General features: G+C 66.4%; 16 protein-coding genes. 12 read left to right on the plus strand and 4 right to left on the minus strand.

What is annotated here, in order from left to right; all coding sequences use genetic code 11:
* Positions 1 to 3: 3 nt before the first annotated feature.
* Together SKZ59_RS10795 and SKZ59_RS10800 are read right to left on the minus strand one after the other, a co-directional pair.
* Positions 4 to 750 (minus strand): N-acyl amino acid synthase FeeM domain-containing protein, encoded by a 747-nt coding sequence (locus SKZ59_RS10795; protein WP_034748381.1) that lies wholly within the window; start codon positions 748 to 750, stop codon positions 4 to 6.
* A gap of 200 nt (positions 751 to 950) precedes the next feature.
* Positions 951 to 1,574, minus strand: coding sequence for an XrtA/PEP-CTERM system exopolysaccharide export protein (locus SKZ59_RS10800; RefSeq protein WP_034748384.1), 624 nt, complete (start codon positions 1,572 to 1,574; stop codon positions 951 to 953).
* Between the two features lie 254 nt (positions 1,575 to 1,828).
* Here SKZ59_RS10800 and SKZ59_RS10805 point away from each other — a divergent pair, with 254 nt between their 5' ends.
* From SKZ59_RS10805 to SKZ59_RS10860, 12 genes are read left to right on the plus strand one after another with little or no spacing between them, the layout of a single operon-like run.
* Positions 1,829 to 3,358, plus strand: a complete 1,530-nt coding sequence (locus SKZ59_RS10805) for an XrtA system polysaccharide chain length determinant (protein WP_319991711.1) — start codon at positions 1,829 to 1,831, stop codon at positions 3,356 to 3,358.
* Positions 3,359 to 3,374: 16 nt separating this feature from the next.
* The gene (locus tag SKZ59_RS10810; RefSeq protein WP_319991712.1) at positions 3,375 to 4,208 is read left to right on the plus strand and encodes an XrtA-associated tyrosine autokinase; all 834 of its coding nucleotides are present in this window, start codon (positions 3,375 to 3,377) and stop codon (positions 4,206 to 4,208) included.
* Complete coding sequence (locus tag SKZ59_RS10815; protein ID WP_319991713.1) at positions 4,192 to 5,721, plus strand: TIGR03016 family PEP-CTERM system-associated outer membrane protein; 1,530 nt, start codon at positions 4,192 to 4,194, stop codon at positions 5,719 to 5,721. The genes SKZ59_RS10810 and SKZ59_RS10815 overlap by 17 nt, the downstream gene beginning before the upstream one ends.
* 9 nt (positions 5,722 to 5,730) lie before the next feature.
* Positions 5,731 to 6,891, plus strand: a complete 1,161-nt coding sequence (gene wecB / locus SKZ59_RS10820; protein ID WP_319991714.1) for a non-hydrolyzing UDP-N-acetylglucosamine 2-epimerase — start codon at positions 5,731 to 5,733, stop codon at positions 6,889 to 6,891.
* Positions 6,888 to 7,739, plus strand: a complete 852-nt coding sequence (locus SKZ59_RS10825) for an XrtA system polysaccharide deacetylase (protein ID WP_319991715.1) — start codon at positions 6,888 to 6,890, stop codon at positions 7,737 to 7,739. The genes wecB and SKZ59_RS10825 overlap by 4 nt, the downstream gene beginning before the upstream one ends.
* On the plus strand, positions 7,739 to 8,821 hold the full coding sequence (locus tag SKZ59_RS10830; protein ID WP_319991897.1) for a FemAB family XrtA/PEP-CTERM system-associated protein: 1,083 nt from the start codon (positions 7,739 to 7,741) through the stop codon (positions 8,819 to 8,821). Before SKZ59_RS10825 ends, SKZ59_RS10830 begins: the two co-directional genes overlap by 1 nt.
* A 15-nt stretch (positions 8,822 to 8,836) precedes the next feature.
* The gene (locus SKZ59_RS10835; RefSeq protein WP_319991716.1) at positions 8,837 to 10,129 is read left to right on the plus strand and encodes a TIGR03087 family PEP-CTERM/XrtA system glycosyltransferase; all 1,293 of its coding nucleotides are present in this window, start codon (positions 8,837 to 8,839) and stop codon (positions 10,127 to 10,129) included.
* Complete coding sequence (gene xrtA / locus SKZ59_RS10840; protein WP_319991717.1) at positions 10,126 to 11,706, plus strand: exosortase A; 1,581 nt, start codon at positions 10,126 to 10,128, stop codon at positions 11,704 to 11,706. The genes SKZ59_RS10835 and xrtA overlap by 4 nt, the downstream gene beginning before the upstream one ends.
* On the plus strand, positions 11,696 to 12,898 hold the full coding sequence (locus SKZ59_RS10845; protein WP_319991718.1) for a TIGR03088 family PEP-CTERM/XrtA system glycosyltransferase: 1,203 nt from the start codon (positions 11,696 to 11,698) through the stop codon (positions 12,896 to 12,898). The genes xrtA and SKZ59_RS10845 overlap by 11 nt, the downstream gene beginning before the upstream one ends.
* Positions 12,899 to 12,908: 10 nt before the next feature.
* Entirely contained in the window at positions 12,909 to 14,894 is a 1,986-nt protein-coding gene (locus tag SKZ59_RS10850; RefSeq protein ID WP_319991719.1) for an XrtA/PEP-CTERM system amidotransferase, read from the plus strand.
* Between the two features lie 3 nt (positions 14,895 to 14,897).
* Positions 14,898 to 16,115, plus strand: a complete 1,218-nt coding sequence (locus tag SKZ59_RS10855; protein ID WP_319991720.1) for a TIGR04063 family PEP-CTERM/XrtA system glycosyltransferase — start codon at positions 14,898 to 14,900, stop codon at positions 16,113 to 16,115.
* Positions 16,112 to 18,547, plus strand: coding sequence for a glycosyltransferase (locus tag SKZ59_RS10860; protein WP_319991721.1), 2,436 nt, complete (start codon positions 16,112 to 16,114; stop codon positions 18,545 to 18,547). The genes SKZ59_RS10855 and SKZ59_RS10860 overlap by 4 nt, the downstream gene beginning before the upstream one ends.
* A 9-nt stretch (positions 18,548 to 18,556) precedes the next feature.
* Here SKZ59_RS10860 and SKZ59_RS10865 read toward each other — a convergent pair whose 3' ends face one another.
* Positions 18,557 to 18,901, minus strand: a complete 345-nt coding sequence (locus SKZ59_RS10865; RefSeq protein WP_219330415.1) for a hypothetical protein — start codon at positions 18,899 to 18,901, stop codon at positions 18,557 to 18,559.
* Positions 18,902 to 19,054: 153 nt separating this feature from the next.
* Positions 19,055 to 19,597 (minus strand): hypothetical protein, encoded by a 543-nt coding sequence (locus tag SKZ59_RS10870; RefSeq protein WP_319991722.1) that lies wholly within the window; start codon positions 19,595 to 19,597, stop codon positions 19,055 to 19,057.
* Positions 19,598 to 19,615 lie beyond the last annotated feature (18 nt).

The following is a 19,615-nucleotide window of genomic DNA, read 5'->3' on the forward strand; positions in this document are numbered from 1 at the left end:
TCGTCAGTTGCGCCCCTGCCTCAGCCGGCCGGTAATGCCGGGCTCATCCCATGTCGGAAAAAAAAAGGGGTAAAACGACCGTTCACCCCCATGCTGTTCCATCAGGCCACCGAATTTACGGATCTGGGCCCCCATGTAATCGAGGTCCAGCCGTAGCAGCACGGCCGGCGCCCCCACGCGCGTGCACTCGCGCTCGCCGCCGAAGTCTTGGAAACCCAGCATGCGCTTGTAAAACACCACGTGGCGCGGGTTGACTTCAATCACGTAATCCGTAAAGCCGTGAATATTGTGGGCATAGATATAAGAAATATGAATCAGCGCCGCAAACACGCGCTTGCTCACGCCCTTGTCGATGGCCAGCCGCGACGGTTCGCACAGGCGCCGGCCTTGCTCGCGCAGGACGTCGAGCTTGTCGCGAAAGTTTTCATCGGCGGGCAAGCCCGTCTCGTCGTTATCGAGGCACAAGGTCATGGTGCCGACGGTGGTGCCGGCCGTTTCCGCGAACAGCGTGATTTTATTCAGCGCATGCGCGGTGCAAGGATCGACGGCATAGCCGCGCCAGCCGTACATCTTGCGGATCAGCAAACTGGCCGCTTCGCGCCGGCCACGCGAATTGGCCATGCGGATATGAAAGCGCTGCAGGTCGAGCTCATGCTCCATGGCCGGGTCGATCTGCCCCTCGCCCACCACCAGATCACTGAAGTTGCCTGGCGTGTCGAAGGAAATTATGGGTTCATCTTCAAAGCTCATCTTGTCCTCACGTTCATCGGCAGCCGTCGAGACGGACTGAAGCCAATGCCTTGTGACAAGAGAAAAACTGGAGAAGTTCCCAGCAATAGCTAAAAAAACAGAAGAAATTTACCTTTGGATAGCAAAATAACACGATGAAATTTGTCTATAAGTACAAAATGGCAAATATAATTGCTGTTTTGATATTGATAAGCTTGCTGTTAAAAAAAGCTTTCCGGTATCAATAACACGTCGCCCGGCCGCATCATGACATTGGCCGAAATATCGCCTTCCTTCAGCAAATCGTCGAGCCGCACCCTCAACTGCTGCTGGTTGCCTTCGCGCACGCGGATGATGCTGGCCTTGTTGCCGGCCGCGAAATCGGTGATGCCGCCCACGGCGATGAGCACGTCCATCAGCGACATGCCCAGCCGGTACGGCAGCGCCTGCGGCTTGGCCGCCTCGCCGATGACGCGGATCTGCTCGCCATATGGTCCCGAGAAGTTGGTGACGATGACCGTCACCACGGGCTGCTGGATGAACTTGCTCAAGGCTTGCTCGATGTCGCGCGCCAGCTGGGTCGATGTCTTGCCGCTGGCGGGCAAATCCTCGACCAGCGGCGTGGTGATCTTGCCGTCCGGCCGCACGGCCACCGTCAGCGACACTTCCGGATTGCGCCAGACGATGATGTTGACGGAGTCGCCCGGGCCGATCAGGTAATCGTGCATGGGGGCGCTGTCGTCGGAAGGCGCCAGCGGATGGCGCGTGCGGCAGGCGCCCAGCAGGCTGGCGGCGCCCGCCAGGACCAGCGTGTTGCAGACAAATGCACGGCGAAATGGATTCATGCGGAGCCTCTTCGAGTCGATGCGCGTCCATGGCCGGCCCCGCAGAACCAGCCTGGGCCGCGAACTTCCTATGATTATTAAAACCCGGCAAGTGAACCTTGAGGCGTATCAAGAAGCAATCATCTTCGGAAATCTTGCTCCACAGCCGCCCTATACTTTGCTTACTCAACAAGCAAGTATTTCTTGCAAGACGCCGTCGTTGTCCGCGCCGCCAACCCATCTACCGGGCAGCACCGTTACCTGAAGGAAGCGACATGGAAGAATTGATACAGCAACTGCTTTCCGGCTTGAAAGGCATCTGGAAGTACCGCTGGCATGCGGTGCTGGTGGCGTGGCTGGTGGCCATCGGCGGCTTCATCAAGGTGATCACCCTGCCCGACGATTACCAGACGTCGGCGCGCGTGTTTGTCGATACGCAAACTATCCTCAAGCCGTTGATGGCCGGCATGACCAGCGTGCCGAACACGGAACAGCAGGTGGCCATCATGAGCCGCACCCTGCTCAGCCGCCCGAACGTGGAGCGCGTCATGCGCATGGTCGACCTCGACCTGGACTCGAAGACCGTGCGCGAGCACGAAGCCCAGCTGGACAACTTGATGAGCCGCATCAAGATCACGGGCACCAACGCGTATGACATCTACACCATCAGCTACAGCGGACGCGACCCCAAGCTCGTGCGCGACGTCGTGCAAAGCCTGCTGACCATCTTTGTCGAAGGCAGTTTCCAGGGAAAGAAAGGCGATTCGCAAAAGGCGGTGCAGTTCATCGACGAGCAGATCAAGAATTACGAGGACAAGCTGAGCGCGGCGGAAAACCTGGTGAAGGAATTCAAGATCCGCAACAACCTGCTGCTGCCGCGCCAGGGCATCGACTATGGCAGCCAGCTGCTGATGTCGTCCGATAGCCTGAACAATGCCAAACTGGAACTGGTCGAGGCGGAACAGGCACGCAAGGCCATCCAGAGCCAGATCGAGGGCGACGAGCCCTTGCTCGACCTGGAGCCCAGCGCGTCGGCCATCACGAATCCCGAGCTCGACGAGCGCATCGCCTCGATCAACAAGAACCTCGACAGCCTGCGCATGCAATTTACCGAACTGCATCCCGACATCATCGCCTCGAAGCGCCTCGTGGCCCAGCTGGAAGAACGCAAGATCGAGGAAAACAAGCTGAAAGCGGCGTCCGGCGACCCGGGAAAGAACTACAGCCCCATGCTGCAGCAGCTGAAGGTGGCGCTGACGGATGCGGACGCCAAGGTGGCCGCCATCCGCGCCCGCGTGCAGGAATACAGCGCGCGCAACGAGCGCCTGCTGGCGCAAAGCAATGCCGTGCCCGAGGTGGAATCGCAGCTGGCGCAGCTCAACCGCGACTACATCATCAACAAGGAAAACTATGAAAAGCTGATCGGCCGGCGCGAAGCGGCCAAGCTGTCGGGCGAACTCAGTTCCACCACCGACATGATGGCCTTCAAGATCATCGACCCGCCCACGGTGCAATATGCGCCCGTCGGCCCGAACCGCCCGTTGCTGTTCAGCGCGGCGCTGGGCGCGGCCCTGGTGGCCGGCGTCGCCACGGCCTTGCTCATCAGCCAGGTGCGCCCCACCTTCCTCAGCCCCTCCGAACTGCGCGATGCCACAGGCTTGAACGTGCTGGGCACGGTATCGATGAACTGGACGCCGCTGCAGCAGGTACGCCGCCGCCGCGCCCGCTATGGCTTTGGCGCCTGCCTGGGCAGCCTGTTCGTCCTGTACGGCGGGGTCATGACGGCCGCGCTGCTGAAATTCTAGATCCAAGGGAGCGACGATGAGCAGCAAGGACAGCGGCAAGCACGAACCCACGATCCTCGGCGTGGCCGAGGCCAGCGTGCCTTATACGGTGAACGGTACGGATGGCGCGGACGCAAGCCGGTCGCCCCGTTACCGGCCCCTGAACCTGGCCCGGCTGGCCGAGCAAGGCATGCTCACGCACGATGGCGGGCGCAGCGCCGTGGCCGAGGATTTCCGCATCATCAAGCGCCCGCTGCTGCGCCAGGCGCGCGCCAGCGGCAGCGACGCCATCCGCCACGGCAACCTGATCGTCGTCACCAGCGCCATGCCGGGCGAAGGCAAGACCTACTGCGCCGTCAACCTGGCCATGAGCATCGCCATGGAACTCGATATCACGGTACTGCTGGTCGATGCCGACGTGGCGCGCCCGTCCGTGCTGAAAGTGCTGGGCCTGCCGCCGGAGCCGGGGTTGATGGACGTGCTGCTCGACCCGCAACTGGCCATGGCCGACGTGATCCTGAAAACCAACGTGGCCAATCTGAGCATCCTGCCCGCCGGGCGCAGCAACAAGCACGCGACGGAATTGCTGGCCAGCCGCGCCATGAGCCGCTTGCTGGCAGAAATCGCCAGCCGCTATGGCGACCGCATCGTCGTCTTCGATTCGCCGCCCCTGCTGATCACCAGCGAAGCGCACGCGCTGGTGGGGCAGATGGGGCAAGTGGTGATGGTGGTCGAGGCGGAAACAACGACCCAGCACGCCGTCAAGGAAGCGCTGCGCCAGATCGAGTCGTGCGAACACATTCATTTGATCTACAACAAGACCAAATCGTTCCCCGGCAACGACTACTACGGCTATGGCCATTACGACTAGCCGCCGGGGCTCGCTACCGCTGCTGCCCTTGCTGTCGCTGCTGCTGCCCGTGCCGGCCAGTGCCATCGACTGGCTGGCAAAACCGTCGCTGCGCCTGCGCGAAAGCTATACGGACAATGCCTTGCGCGCGCCGCCCGGCAAGGCGCAATCGGACTTCATCACGGAAATCGCGCCCGCCATCGCCCTCATCGGCACCGGCCCCCGCCTGCGCGTCCACCTCGATTACAGCTGGCACAAATACCTGTCCGGACAGCGGGCCGATACCGACAACCACGAACTGCAGGCCTCGGCCGACGCCGAGCTGGTCAAGGACTGGTTCTTCATCGATGCCAACGCCAGCGTGAGCCGGCGCAACATCTCGCCGTTCGGCCCCCAATTGATCGACGACCTGCCCGACACGGACAATGCCAGCACCGTGCGCACCACGGGCATCAGCCCGTATCTGCGCCACCGTTTCCGCGGTCTGGCCACGGCCGAGCTGCGCTATACGCGCAACACGGTCGACAGCGGCGGCGACTTGCTGTCCGTACACAGCGATGAAATGGAATTGCTGCTCAGCGGCGAGCCGCGCGGCACCGGCTGGACGTGGAACGCCAGCCACGACGTGCGCCGCACGCAGGACAGCAAGCTGGCGCCCGTGCGCATGCAGCGCAGCAGCGTGGGTCTGCGTTATCCGTTCAGCAGCAAATGGTCGGCCACGGCCAGCGGCGGCATGGAAAAGGAAGGCTATATCTCGGCCAGCGGCAAGGCGCCCGAGGGCCGCTTCTGGTCGCTGGGCGGCGTGTGGACACCGTCGCCGCGCACCAGCGTCGCCTTCAGCACGGGCAAGCGCTTCTTTGGCACCACCTACAGCCTGGACGCCACGTTCCTGCAGCGCCATACCAACTGGCAACTGAACTACAGCGAAAACATCACCACCATGCCGACGCAGTTTTCGCGTCTGGGCAACCGCGACGCGGGCCAGTTGCTCGATCAATTGTGGCGCGGCATCTTTCCCAATGCGCGCGACCGACGCCTGCGCATCGATGCCTTCCTGCGCTACGCCAACAGCCTGGGGCCGGAACGGGGCGCCATCAATTACTTCAGCCACCGCTATTTCCTGCAAAAGCAGCTGAAGCTGACGATGGCGCGCGCCACGGCGAAAAGCACGATGATCGCCGGCATCACCGCCGTCGACCGCACGGCGCAAACGGCCAGCGGCATCGACAGCGGCTTGCTGCCCGGCGTGGAATTCGGCAGCGAAGACCGCACGCGCCAGATCGGCGGCAATGTGGGCTGGAGCTGGCAAGCCAGTTCGCGCACCAGTGTGAATGTCAATGCCGGCTACGCCAGCGTGCGCTCGCTGAGCGCGCCCCGGCGCGACAACAACATCACCTTGACGGCCGGCTACACGCGCATCCTGCAGCCGAACATGACGGCCAGCATCGACGTGCGGCACACGCGGCACGCCAGCAACCGCGGCGGCGACTACCGCGAAAACGGCGTCAGCGCCACGCTCACCATGCAATTCTAAGGAGCCCGCATGTCCGACCCCTCTCTTGCGTCCGCCGTGCCGGCGCACCTGCTGTGCGTGGTGGCCGCGCGCCCCAACCTGATGAAGATGGCGCCCATCCTGGCCGCTCTGGCCCGCCAGGCGCCCGCCGTGCGCGTGACCTTGCTGCATACGGGCCAGCATTACGACACGGCCATGAATGGCCAGCTGTTTGCGGACCTGGATCTGCGCCCGCCCGACATCTGCCTCGACGTGGGCTCAGGCAACCACGCGCAGCAGACGGCCGAGATCATGCGCCGCTTCGACGCCGTGCTCGACGCGCACCCGCCGCTGGCGCCCGATGGCGTGCTGGTGGTGGGCGACGTCAATTCCACCTTGGCTTGCGCACTGGTGGCGGCCAAGCGGGGCATTCCCGTGATCCACGTCGAGGCGGGCTTGCGCAGCGGCGACCGGCGCATGCCCGAGGAAATCAACCGCGTGCTGACGGACCAGTTATCCAGCCTGCTGCTGACCAGCGAGACAGGCGCGCGCGCCAACCTGCTGCGCGAAGGCATCGCCCCCGAACGCATCCATTTCACGGGCAACGTCATGATCGACAGCCTGCGGCAGCAACTGCCGCGTGCCGTACCGCCGGCCGCCACCCTGCGCGCCCACGGCCACGCCTGCCCGCCCGCGTATGGCCTGTTGACCCTGCACCGGCCATCGAACGTGGATGCGCCGGCGCAACTGGAAGCGCTGCTGGGGGCGCTGGGGCAATTGTCGCAGCAACTGCCGCTGCTGTTTCCCATCCACCCGCGCACCCTGGCCGGCTTGCGCCTGGCGGGCCTGGAGCCGCTGCTGGCGCGCCATGCCATCGTCCGCCTGCCGCCGCTGGGCTATTTGGAAATGCTGGGCCTGATGCAGGACGCGCGCCTGGTGCTGACGGATTCGGGCGGCGTGCAGGAAGAAAGCACGGCCCTGGGCGTGCCCTGTCTGACCCTGCGCGACAATACGGAGCGCCCCGTCACCGTGAGCGCTGGCACGAATACCCTGGCAGGCACGGACCCGGCCGCCATCCTGGCGCTGGCGCGGGGCATCCTGGACACGGGCGGCAAGCAGGGCCGCATTCCGCCGTTGTGGGATGGCCACGCGGCTACGCGCATCGCCGCCGTCATCGCGCCCTGGCTGGCGGCGCGCCGGGGCACGCCGTGACGCCGCCGGTGATATTGCGCAACGCGCTGACCATCGACGTGGAAGACTACTTCCAGGTGTCCGCCTTCGCGCCGCACATCGCGCGCGCCGACTGGCCCCGCCAGGAATGCCGGGTCGAGGCGAATATCGAGCGCATCCTGCTGCTGCTCGACAGCCGGGGCATCCACGCCACCTTCTTTACCCTGGGCTGGATCGCCGAGCGCTATCCGGCCATGCTGCGCCGCGTGGCCGACGCCGGGCATGAAGTGGCCAGCCACGGCTATGCGCACCTGCGCGCCAGCGACCAGTCGGCCGCGCAGTTCGCCGACGACGTGCGCCGCAGCAAGACCATCCTCGAGCAATTGACGGGGCTGGCCGTGCGCGGCTACCGGGCGCCCAGCTTTTCCATCGGCGCGGCCAACCTGTGGGCTTTCGACGTGCTGCAGGAAGCGGGCTACCGCTACAGTTCCAGTATCTACCCGATCCGCCACGACCACTACGGCATGCCCGATGCTCCCCGCTTCGCCTGGCGGCCACGTGGTCCGCACGGCGTGCTGGAATTGCCCGTCAGCACCGTGCGCCTGCGCGGGCGCAACTGGCCGGCCGGCGGCGGCGGCTATTTCAGATTGATGCCGTATGCACTGTCGCGCTGGCTTTTGCGACGCATCAATTCGCGCGACGGGCAAGCTGGCATATTCTATTTTCATCCCTGGGAACTCGATCCCGGCCAGCCGCGTCCGCCGGGCCTCAGCGCCAGGACGCGTTTTCGCCACTACCTGAACCTGGGGCGCATGGAAGCACGGCTGGGGCGTTTGACGGGCGACTTCGCCTGGGACCGCATGGACCGTATTTTTCTGGAAAGTACATGATGCACGAGGCCAGCCTTGCTCCCGACCCGGCACCATCGAGCGCCGCCATCGCCGTGCGGTCCCTGCAGGGGCACGAGCATGCGCGCTGGGACGCCTTTGTCGACACGTGCCCGGAAGCGACCTTCTTTCACCGGGCCGGCTGGCAAACCATCATGGAGCAAGGTTTCAAACACGACAGCCATTTCCTGTACGCGGAACAGGATGGGCGCATCGCCGGCGTGCTGCCGCTGGCCCACCTGCGCAGCCGTTTGTTCGGCTCCGCCCTCGTGTCGCTGCCCTTTTGCGTGTATGGCGGCGTCGCCAGCGGCAGTTCTTCCGTGCGCCAGGCCCTCGACAGCGCCGCGCTGGCACTGGCCCGGCGCCTCGGCGTGGGGCATCTGGAATACCGCTGGCGCGAAGTGCCGGAGGAAACCTTGGACGCCTCCTGGCTGCAGAAACCCCTGTACGCGACCTTCCGCCGTCCCTTGCTTCCCGACGCGGAACAGAATCTGCTGGCGATTCCCCGCAAGCAGCGCGCCGTCGTGCGCAAGGCCATGGCGGCCGGCCTGCACAGCGCGATCGACTATGACATCAGCCGTTTCTACCCGATCTACGCGGCCAGCGTGCACCGGCTGGGCACGCCCGTCTTCGCGCGCCGCCATTTTGCCCTGCTGCGCACGGTGTTTGCTGACGCCTGCGACATCCTCACCGTCTACCACGGCCAGCAGGCGCAAGCGAGCGTGCTGCTGTTCTATTTCCGCGATGAAGTGCTGCCATATTACGGCGGCGGCAGCGTGCTGGCGCGCAGCACGGGCGCCAACGATTTCATGTACTGGGAAGCGATGCGCCGCGCCTGCGCACGCGGCTACCGCCTGTTCGATTTCGGCCGCAGCAAGCTGGGGACCGGGGCATACGACTTCAAGAAGAACTGGGGCTTTGCGCCGCAGCCGCTGCCGTATGCCTACAAGCTCGTGCGCGGCAAGGCCTTGCCGGAAGTCAATCCTCTGAATCCGAAATACGCGCTGTTCATCCGCGCCTGGCGCCGCCTGCCGCTGCCGCTGGCCAACCTGCTGGGGCCGCACATCGTGCGGCAACTGGGCTAAGCAAGGGGACCCACCATGCGCGAACTGCTCTTCCTCGCCCACCGCCTGCCGTATCCGCCCAACAAGGGCGACAAGATACGCTCGTGGCACATGCTGCAATATCTGAGCCGGCATTTCCGCGTGCACCTGGGCTGCTTCATCGACGATGACGACGACTGGCAACACACGAAAACCGTGGCCGCCCTGTGCGCCAGCACGCGCTTCATCGACTTGCGGCGCGGCCCGGCCCGCTGGCGCGCCATGCAGGCGCTGCTGTCGCGCCAGGCCATGAGCGTGCACTATTACCGTGATGCGCGCCTGCTGCAATGGGTCGACGGCTTGCTGTCCGGCGGCAAGGTGCGCCATGCGCTGGCCTTTTCCGGGCCCATGGCGCAATACATCGACGGCAGCGCGGGCCGCGCCCTGCACCGTGTAATCGATTTCGTCGACGTCGATTCCGACAAATGGCGCCAGTACAGCGACAGCAAGCCCTGGCCCATGTCGCAGCTGTACCGGCGCGAAGCGCAGCTGCTGCTGCAGTACGAGCGCCATATCGCCCAGCAGTTCACGGCCGCCAGCTTCGTCTCGCCGGCCGAAGCGGCCCTGTTCCGCCAGTGCGCCCCGATGGCGCGGCGCAAGACGGGCTACTTCAACAACGGCGTCGACACGGCGTATTTCACGCCCATGCCGCCGCAGCCTGGCGTGTATCCGGCGGGCGTGCAGGCGCTGGTGTTTACGGGCGCCATGGATTACTGGCCGAACGTCGACGCCGTGCAATGGTTCGTGCGCCACGTCTGGCCCGCCCTGCGGCGCCAGTTTCCCCAGCTGCAGTTCTATATCGTCGGCAGCGCACCCGTGCCCGCCGTCACGGCGCTGGCGCGGGTGGCCGGCGTGGTCGTGACGGGCAAGGTGCCCGATATCCGGCCCTACCTGGCCGGCGCGGCGCTGGCCGTGGCGCCCCTGCGCATTGCCCGCGGCGTGCAAAACAAGGTGCTCGAAGCGATGGCGATGGGCAAGATCGTGCTGGCCACGCCGCAGGCGCTCGAAGGCATCGCGGCCCAGCCGGGCCTGGAACTGCTGCTGGCGCGCGACGACGCCGAATTCATTCACCATGCGGCGCGCGTGCTGCGCAAGGCGCAAAGTGGCGCGGCCGAGGGGAGCGGCGCGGCCATCGGCGCGGCGGCACGCCAGCTGGTGTTGCAGGATTACGACTGGGAGCGCAATCTGCGCGGCCTTGGCGCCATGCTGGGCCTGCCAGCCGAGGCCAATTCCGAGGCTGCCGCCAGCGCCGCCTCGCCTTTGCAGCCGGTGCGGGAGCCGTCCACATGAGCTTGCAGCTCGACCAGCTGGCCCGCTTGCCGGATGCGGCCGTCCTGCCCCACGGTCATCCGCGGCGCCAGGCCGCGCTGGCGGCGCTGCTGCTGTCGCTGGCCGCCGTCGTGCTGCTGTACCACGCCACTTTCTGGTCGATGGTGGAACTGTGGGCCCGCTCGCAAACGTTCGCGCACGGTTTCCTGATCGTGCCCATCAGTTGCTGGCTGGCCTGGCGCCAGCGCGCCCGCCTGGCCGCACTGGCGCCCCGGCCGTCGCGGCAGGGCTTGCTGCTGCTGGGCGTGCTGGGCCTGACGTGGCTGCTGGCCGACGCCGCCAACGTGCCCGTGGTGGAACAATATGCGGCCACGGCCATGCTGCCCGCCTGCGTGCTGGCCATCCTCGGCTGGCCGGCCGTGCGCCTGCTGGCCTTTCCACTGGCCTACCTGTTCCTCGCCGTACCGTTTGGCGAAGTCTTCATCGAACCCCTGATCGACTTCACGGCCGCCTTCACGGTGACCGCGCTGCAATGGTCGGGGGTGCCCGTGTTTCGCGATGGCAGCAATTTTTCTCTGCCTACCGGCAACTGGTCGGTGGTGGAAGCGTGCAGCGGCTTGCGCTACCTGATCGCCGCGCTGGCCCTGGGCGCCCTGTTCGCCCATGTGAACTGCCACAGCACGCGGCGGCGCGTGGCCGTCATGGCCGCCGCCCTGCTGGTTCCCATCCTCGCCAACGGCGTGCGCGCCTACCTGATCGTGATGCTGGGCCACCTGAGCGACATGCGCCTGGCCGTGGGCGTCGACCACCTGATCTATGGCTGGCTGTTCTTCGGCCTGGTGGCGCTGCTGCTGTTCTGGCTGGCCGCGCGCTGGCGCGAATTGCCGCCGCCACGCGCCGTGCCGTCAGCCCAGCCCGTGCGCCTGAGCGCCGGCGCGGCCAGCCCGCGCGCCGCCGTGCGCGCCGGCGTGGCCTGCCTGCTGCTGGCGGCCGTGTGGCCGGCACTGGCGCTGGCCAGCCAGCGCGATGATGGCGCCACGCTGCCTGCCATGGTGCTGGCCTTGCCCGATCCTCCTGCCTGGCGGCGCCTGCACGACGCGGTACCCGACTGGCAAGCGCCATATGCGGGCACGCCGGCGCGGTTTGCCGCCACCTATGCGCGCCAGGACGGCGACGGCACGCCCGTGGGGCTGCAACTGCACTGGTATGCGCGCCAGGCGCGCGATGCCGAACTGCTGACGCACCAGGCCTTGCCGTACGGCGCCCGCTGGATGCCGCTGGCGCAGCGCGTGCGGCACGTCAACCTGGCCAGCGGCAAGCTGGCCGTGCGCGAAAGCGTGCTGGCGTACGGCGGCGAACGCCTGCTCGTGTGGCGCGTCTACCGCCAGGGCGGCATCGTCACGGCCAGGCCCGTGCTGGTAAAACTGCTGCTGGCGCAAGCCAAGCTGCTGGGCAGGCGCCAGGATGGCGCCGACATCATCGTCTTTGCCGCCTACGACGAGCTGGCGCCGCCGCCGCGTGCGCGCCTGCAAGCGTTCCTGCAGGCGGCGCTGCCCGTCATCGAACAACGCTTGCAGGAGCTGCCGCATGGCCCTTGACTACGACACCGGCGGCACGGAAGCGGCCAGCGCCGCGCCCCTGATCGTGCACGTGATCCACCAGCTCGACGTGGGCGGACTGGAAAATGGCCTCGTCAACCTGATCAACCATTTGCCGCCGGAACGCTACCGGCACGCCATCGTCTGCATGAAGAACGCCACCGCGTTTCGTCTGCGTCTGACCACGCCCGGTGTCGATGTGATCAGCCTGGACAAGCGCGAAGGCAAGGACTGGCGCCACTACCTGCACCTGTACCGCGTGCTGAAACAGCTGCGGCCGGCAGTGGTGCACACGCGTAACCTGGGCTGTCTCGAGGCGCAGCTGCTGGCCTGCCTGGCCGGCGTGCGCCTGCGCGTGCATGGCGAACACGGGCGCGACATGAGCGACTTGCACGGCACCCGCCGCAAATACCGGTTGCTACGCAAATTGATGCTGCCGCTGGTGCAGCACTTCATTGCCGTCAGCGCCGACCTGGGCCACTGGCTGGTGGACGCCATCGGCGCGGCGCCCGCGCAGGTGTCGCACATCGGCAACGGCGTCGACAGCGTGCAATTCCACCCGCGCCTGGGGCCGCCGGCTGCCGTGGGGCCGCCCGGCTTCCTGTGCAACGGCGCCTTCGTCATCGGCAGCGTGGGCCGCATGGCGGCCGTCAAGGACCATGCCTCGCTGGTGCGCGCGTTCTTGCTGTTGCTGGCGCAGCCGGGCGCCCGCGCGCGCCTGCGCCTGATCATCGTGGGCGACGGGCCGTGCCGCCAGGCTTGCCTGGAGCTGCTGCAGCAGGCCGGCGTGGCGCACCTTGCCTGGCTGCCCGGCGCGCGCGACGACGTGGCGCAACTGCTGCGCATCATGGACTTGTTCGTGCTGCCCTCGCTGGCCGAAGGCAGCTCGAACACCATCCTCGAAGCGATGGCGACGGGTCTGCCCATCGTCGCCACGCAGGTGGGCGGCAATGCGGAACTGGTGCAGTCGGGCTGGAGCGGCACCCTGGTGCCGCCCGGTTCGCCCGAGATGCTGGCCGACGCCATGCTCGACTACTACAGCATGCCCGAACTGGGTCCCCGTCACGGCGCGCGCGGCCGGCGCCAGGTGCTGGCCGAGCACAGCCTGCCCGCCATGGCCGGCGCCTACCTGGCCGTGTACGACCGCCTGACGGGCGCGCGCCAGCCTTCTCCCCTGTCCACCACTCCCTGAAAGGCCTTCCATGTGCGGCATCAGCGGCATCTTTGATTTGCAGGGCCAGCGCGACATCGACGTGCTGCTGCTGGCGCGCATGAACCATAGCCTGCGCCACCGGGGGCCGGACGAAGGCGGATTGCACCGCGAACCGGGCCTGGGCCTGGCGCACCGGCGCCTGTCCGTGATCGACCTGGCCAGCGGCCAGCAGCCGCTGTTCAACGCCGACCGCAACATCGCCATCGTCTTCAATGGCGAAATCTACAACTACCGCAACCTGATGGCGGAACTGCGCCAGTTCGGCCATCACTTCCGCACCAGCAGCGACACGGAAGTCATCGTCCACGCCTGGGAACAATGGGGCGAACAATGCGTGCAGCGCCTGCGCGGCATGTTCGCCTTCGCCCTGTGGGACCGCCGCCGCCACCTGCTGTTCCTCGCGCGCGACCGCCTCGGTGTCAAACCGCTGTACTACGGCGAGGCGCAGGACGGCACCGTGCTGTTCGGCTCCGAACTCAAAGCCCTGCTCGCGCATCCGGCCATGCCGCGCGCGCTCGACCCGCTGGCCGTGGAAGAGTATTTCGCCTACGGCTACGTGCCCGAGCCGCGCAGCATCTTCCAGCATGCGCGCAAGCTGCCGCCCGGGCATACCCTGTCCATCCGCGCGGGCCAGCCGCTGCCCGCGCCGCAATCGTACTGGGATATTCCGTTCGCACCGAATCCCGCCTCCAGCGAGGCGCAGGCGGCCGACGAACTGCTGGCGCGCCTGCGCGAAGCCGTGCGCATCCGCATGGTGGCCGAAGTGCCGCTGGGGGCATTCCTGTCCGGTGGCGTCGATTCGAGCGCCGTCGTGGCGCTGATGGCCGGCGTCAGCAGCACGCCCGTCAACACCTGTTCCATCTCGTTCGGCGACCCGGCATACAACGAGGCGCACTACGCGGACCTGGTGGCGCGCCGCTACGGCACGGCGCACCATGCGCGCCAGGTCGAGCAGGACGACTTCGAACTGATCGACTTGCTGGCCAACCTGTACGACGAACCGTTCGCCGACAGTTCCGCCATGCCCACCTACCGCGTCTGCCAGCTGGCGCGCCAGCGGGTCACGGTGGCCCTGTCCGGCGACGGCGGCGATGAAAGTCTGGCCGGCTACCGGCGCTACCGCCTGCACACGCGCGAAGAAAAAGTGCGCAAGGCGATGGACCCGCTGCTGCCGGCCGGTTTGCGCCAGTCGCTGTTCGGCACCCTGGGGCGGCTGTATCCGAAGGCCGACTGGGCGCCCCGCTTCCTGCGCGCCAAGACGACGTTCGAGGGCCTGGCGCGCGACACGACGGACGCGTATTTTCACGGCGTCAGCCTGCTGGGTGACGCCATGCGCGCGCGCCTGTTCAGCCCAGAGCTGCGGCGCAGCCTGCAAGGCTACCGCGCCGTCGAAGTGCTGCGCCGCCACGCACTGGCCAGCCCCGCGCAAGATCCGCTGTCGCAGGTGCAGTACCTGGACCTGAAAACCTATCTGCCCGGCGACATCCTCACCAAAGTCGACCGGGCCAGCATGGCGCATGCGCTGGAAGTGCGTTCGCCCCTGCTCGACCATGAACTGGTGGCGTGGATGTCGGGCTTGCCACCGCAGTTCAAGCTGCGGCGCGGCGAAGGCAAATACCTGCTGAAAAAAGCCCTGCGCCCGCTGCTGCCCGATACCCTGCTGTACCGCCAGAAGATGGGCTTTTCCATCCCGCTGGCCGACTGGCTGCGCGGCCCGCTGCGCCAGCGCCTGCAACAGCGGCTACTGGGCCCCACCCTGGCGCAGTGCGGCCTGTTCGACATGGATTACGTGCGCCTGCTGCTCGATCAGCACGCGAGCGGGCGGCGCGACTACAGCGCGCCCTTATGGTCGCTGCTGATGTTCGAAGCGTTCCTGCGCCAGGTTGCAAAGGGGTCAGACCCGTCGGGGGAATATGGCCCAATGGGCCGTATTCCGCTCCCGCAGGGACTGACCCCAACATCCGTCCCAGGCTAATCCATGCGCATCCTGCACATCCTCGACCACTCGCTGCCCCTGCACAGCGGCTACACGTTTCGCACCCTGGCCATCCTGCGGCAGCAGCGCGCGCTGGGCTGGCATACGACGCAGCTTACCAGTGCCAAGCAGGGGCCGTCCGATGGCGCGCAGCAGCTGGTCGACGGCTGGCATTTCTACCGCACGACGCCCGATGCGCGCTGGTGGGCGCGCCTGCCCGTGCTGCGGCAAGTGGCCGTCATCATCGGCCTGGCCATGCGCTTGCGGCGGCTGGCGCAACGCCTCAAACCGGACATCCTGCATGCGCATTCGCCCGCACTGAACGCCATCGCCGCCCTCAACGCGGGGCGCGCGCTGGGCATCCCCGTCGTGTATGAAGTGCGCGCCTTCTGGGAAGACGCGGCCGCCGACCATGGCAGCAGCCGGCCCGGCGGCCTGCGATACCGGCTCACGCGCGCGCTGGAAACCTATGCGCTGCGCCGCGCCGACGCCGTCACCACCATCTGCGACGGCTTGCGGCGCGAGCTGTGCGCGCGCGGCGTGCCCGCGCATAAAATCACCGTGATTCCGAATGCCGTCGATGCGGGCGATTTCAATGTCTCTGATAATCCAGCACTGGCCCACACGCTGGGTTTGGATGGTCATCCTGTCATCGGCTTCATCGGCTCGTTCTACGCCTACGAGGGACTGGCCCTGCTGCTGCGTGCCATGCCGCGCATGCTGGCGGCGCAGCCGGCATTGCGGCTGCTGCTGGCCGGCGGCGGTCCGCAGGATGCGGCGCTGCGCGCGCTGGCGGCGCAATTGGATATAGCCCACGCCGTGGTGTTTGCGGGCAGAGTGCCGCACGCGCAGGTGGCCGCCTATTATCAGCTGGTCGACATCTGCGTGTATCCGCGCCTGCCGATGCGCCTGACGGAGCTGGTGACGCCCTTGAAACCGTTAGAGGCGATGGCGCAGGGCCGCCTCGTGGTGGCGTCCGACGTGGGCGGCCACCGCGAATTGGTCGACCATGGCAAGACGGGCATGCTGTTTCGCGCCGGCGACACCGAAGCGCTAGCGCAGGCCATACTGGCCCTGCTGCGGGCGACGGCCAGCTGGCCGGCGCTGCGGCGCCAGGCGCGCGCGTTTGTCGAGACGGAGCGCAGCTGGGGCGCCAGCGTGGGCCGCTATGCGCCCGTGTATGCGCGCGTGTCGGCGGAAGCGGCGGGAGCGGCGCCATGATCTTTACGGGCCTGCGCATCGCGCTGGTCGGCCCGCTGCCGCCGCCGGCCGGCGGCATGGCGAATCAAACGGCGCAACTGGCGCACAAGCTGCGCGAGGACGGCGCACAAGTGCAGCTGCTGGCCGTCAACGGTCCGCATCTGCCGCCGTGGCTGGCGCGCATCCGCTACCTGCGCGCGGCGCTGCGCCTGCCCCTGCTGCTGTGGCGCTTGTGGCGCACGGCCAATACGGTCGACCTGTTCCACATCATGGCCAATTCCGGCTGGTCCTGGCATCTGCAGGCCGCGCCCGCGCTGTGGATCGCCAGCCTGAAAGGCAAGCCTGCCTTGCTCAATTACCGGGGCGGCGAAGCGGCCGTTTTTTTCGCCCGCTCGCCGCGTCTGGTGGCGTTCAGCCTGCGCCGCGCCAGTGCCATCGTCGTGCCGTCGGCCTATCTGGCCGGCGTCTTCGAACAATACGGCCATACGGCCCACATCGTGCCGAACATGGTGGACTTGCAGCGATTCAGGCCAGCCACGCGACGCACAGCAGCCGCAGATGGCCCGTGCATCCTCGTGGCGCGCCACCTGGAAAGCCTGTACGACAACGCCAGCGCCGTGCGCGCCTTCGCCATCGTGCGCGAGGCGTTTCCCGCGGCGCGCCTGGTGCTGGCCGGCGGCGGGCCCGAGCGCGCGGCGCTGGTGCGCCTGGCAAGGTCGCTCGGCGTGACCGACGCCGTGCGCTTTACCGGCCCCGTCGACAATGCCGCCATGCCAGCCCTGTACCAGGCCAGCGACATCGTCCTCAATCCCAGCCTGGCCGACAACATGCCCAATTCCGTGCTCGAAGCACTGGCCTGCGGCGTGCCGGTCGTCAGCACCAACGTGGGCGGCATCCCCGCCCTGCTGCAGGACGGCGTGACGGCGCTCCTCGTGCCGCCCGGCGATTCAACCGCCATGGCGCACGCCATCCTGGCGCTGCTGCGCGACCCGGCGCGCACGCGGCAGCAAGTGCAGGCGGGCCTGGCGCACGCCGCCACCTTCGGCTGGCCCGACATCGCGCCCAGGCTGGCCGCCCATTACCGCCGCATCCGCGCCGCGCCGCGCCCCGGCGCCTACACGCGCCTCGTCGCCCGCTGGCTGTTTCCCCTGCATGAATGGCTCAAGGGCCACCACAGCGCGCGCCTGCTGCGCCGGATGGAACGCTCGCAGTGGTGGAGCACAGAGCAGCTGCAACAGTGGCAGCTGGCGCGCCTGCGCGCGCTGCTGCGCCACGCAGCCGATCACGTGCCCTACTACCGCGCCCTGTTCGCCCGCAGCGGTTTCGATCCCGAGCAAGTCAGGCAACTGGCCAACTTGTCCCGCTTGCCGCTGCTGAGGAAGCGCGACATCGCCGCCGCGCGCGACAGTTTCAAGTCGGCCCGCGCCGTGGGCCTGCGCCCGTTCGCCACGGGCGGCTCCAGCGGCGAGCCGCTGCAGTTTTTCCTCGGCCGGCGCAGGATCAGCCACGACATCGCCGCCAAGTGGCGCGCCACGCGCTGGTGGGGCGTCGACATCGGCGACCGCGAAGCCGTGCTGTGGGGTTCGCCCATCGAGCTGCACGCGCAAGACCGCGTGCGCCGCATGCGCGATGCGCTGCTGCGCACCACCCTGCTGCCCGCGTTTGCCATGTCGCCCGCGCGCCTGGACGGCTATGTGCAGCAATTGCGCCGCTGGCGCCCGCGCATGCTGTTCGGCTACCCGTCGGCCCTGTGCCGCATCGCCAGCCATGCCAGCGCGCGCGACCTGCCGCTCGACGGCCTGGGCGTGAAAGTGGCGTTTGTCACGGCCGAACGCCTGTACGACGAACAGCGCGCGCAGATCGCGGCCGCCTTCGCCTGCCCCGTGGCCAACGGCTACGGCGGGCGCGACGCGGGCTTCATCGCCCACGAATGCCCGGACGGCGGCATGCACATCACGGCCGAAGACGTCATCGTGGAAATCGTCGATGGCCAGGGCCGGCCGCTGCCCGCAGGCGCCACAGGCGAGATCGTCGTCACCCATTTGGCCACGCAGGATTACCCGTTCATCCGCTACGCCACGGGCGACGTGGGCGCGCTGGGCACGCAATCGTGCACCTGCGGCCGCGGCCTGCCCCTGCTGCAGAAAATCGAAGGGCGCAGCACGGATTTCCTCACGGCGGTCGATGGCACCGTCATGCACGGCCTGGCCCTCGTCTACATCGTGCGCGAACTGCCGCAAGTGCGCAGTTTTAAAATCATCCAGGAAAGCCTGCTGCGTACGCGCGTGCTGCTCGTCTGCCTGCCACGCCTGGACGACAGCACGCGTGCCACCATCGTGGCCGGTTTCCAGGCCAGGCTGGGCGCGCAGGTCGACATCGCCGTCGAGGAAGTCGACGAGATCGCGGCGGAGGCGTCGGGGAAGTACCGGTATGTGCTCAGCAAAGTCGTCTAGCAAGCAGGCCTACATCGACACTAGATAATTCTTCCCTACCACGCGGCCATGCCGGTCCAGCTCCACCGACCACACTTCCAGTTCCGGGTTCAAGCGGTTATCGAACCACAGCCGCTCGGCGCAAGGAGCCGCGCATGGCGCCGAGCCATAGCGTTCGAACGACTCGCCTGCCCGCTCCACGTGGGTCGGCGCACCGAAGCGGGCAAGCACCGCTTGCCGCGTGTCGCCCGTCTGGACTTGATCGAACGCCGCCTTGCGGCTGTTGGAGAACACGCAGCATGCGGCGACATACCAGGCCGGGCTGAGGATGAGCAGACACAGTAGTATTTTTTTAGGCGATATCTTGATTTGCATGCCGTATTGTCGAGGACTTTATCCGGCGCGAGAAGCTGGCCGGAACGAGGCTGGGCAGAGTTAGAAAGAGGCAGGTCGGCCAGGAAGGTGCGATCTCGACGTTATATATTAGGCTTGTACGTCCGTTTTCGCCCTATATCGGACCTTCGCTCATCAAACTGATACGCCGGTTTCGTAGTTAATGCGGTAGTTCCGCTGATTGAAATCGGTCACTACGATATATTCTTCTTCAAGTCTAAAGCCTTCCGAAAATATATCCGCGCCAGAACTGCTCCACAATATCTTCCCATTTTCGTCCAGGCGGGCGATGTTCAATTCCCCATGTGAAATCAAGGTCATCCGCTTCGATTCGTAGTAAATCCCAAAACACGTGGCATCATCCACCACCGACGCCCAAATAAGTTTGAGGTCATTTAGAGAAAAGCACACCACACTATCCCCTACCGCCAAAAGCAGGTTCGAATTGAGTACCAGTGCAGAATGCTTGTGGACGGAGCTGCATCCTCCGGGTGCACCGAAAACGACAACAGGGTCGCCGTTCAAGAAAACGCCGTGGGTCGAGGTGGGCGTATACACCGGTTGAAGGTTTTTCTCTTGCGCATACCGGTGAACATTGTCCTGAGAACCAAAGGTGTGACTAGGTTCGTCAACAATTTTAATTTCGCCCAGCTCAGAAAAAATTACTATGGAACTCATGCTTACCCCTAAACTTCT

The sequence above is a fragment of the Janthinobacterium sp. GMG2 genome (assembly GCF_033949445.1).
Lineage (GTDB): Bacteria > Pseudomonadota > Gammaproteobacteria > Burkholderiales > Burkholderiaceae_D > Janthinobacterium > Janthinobacterium aestuarii.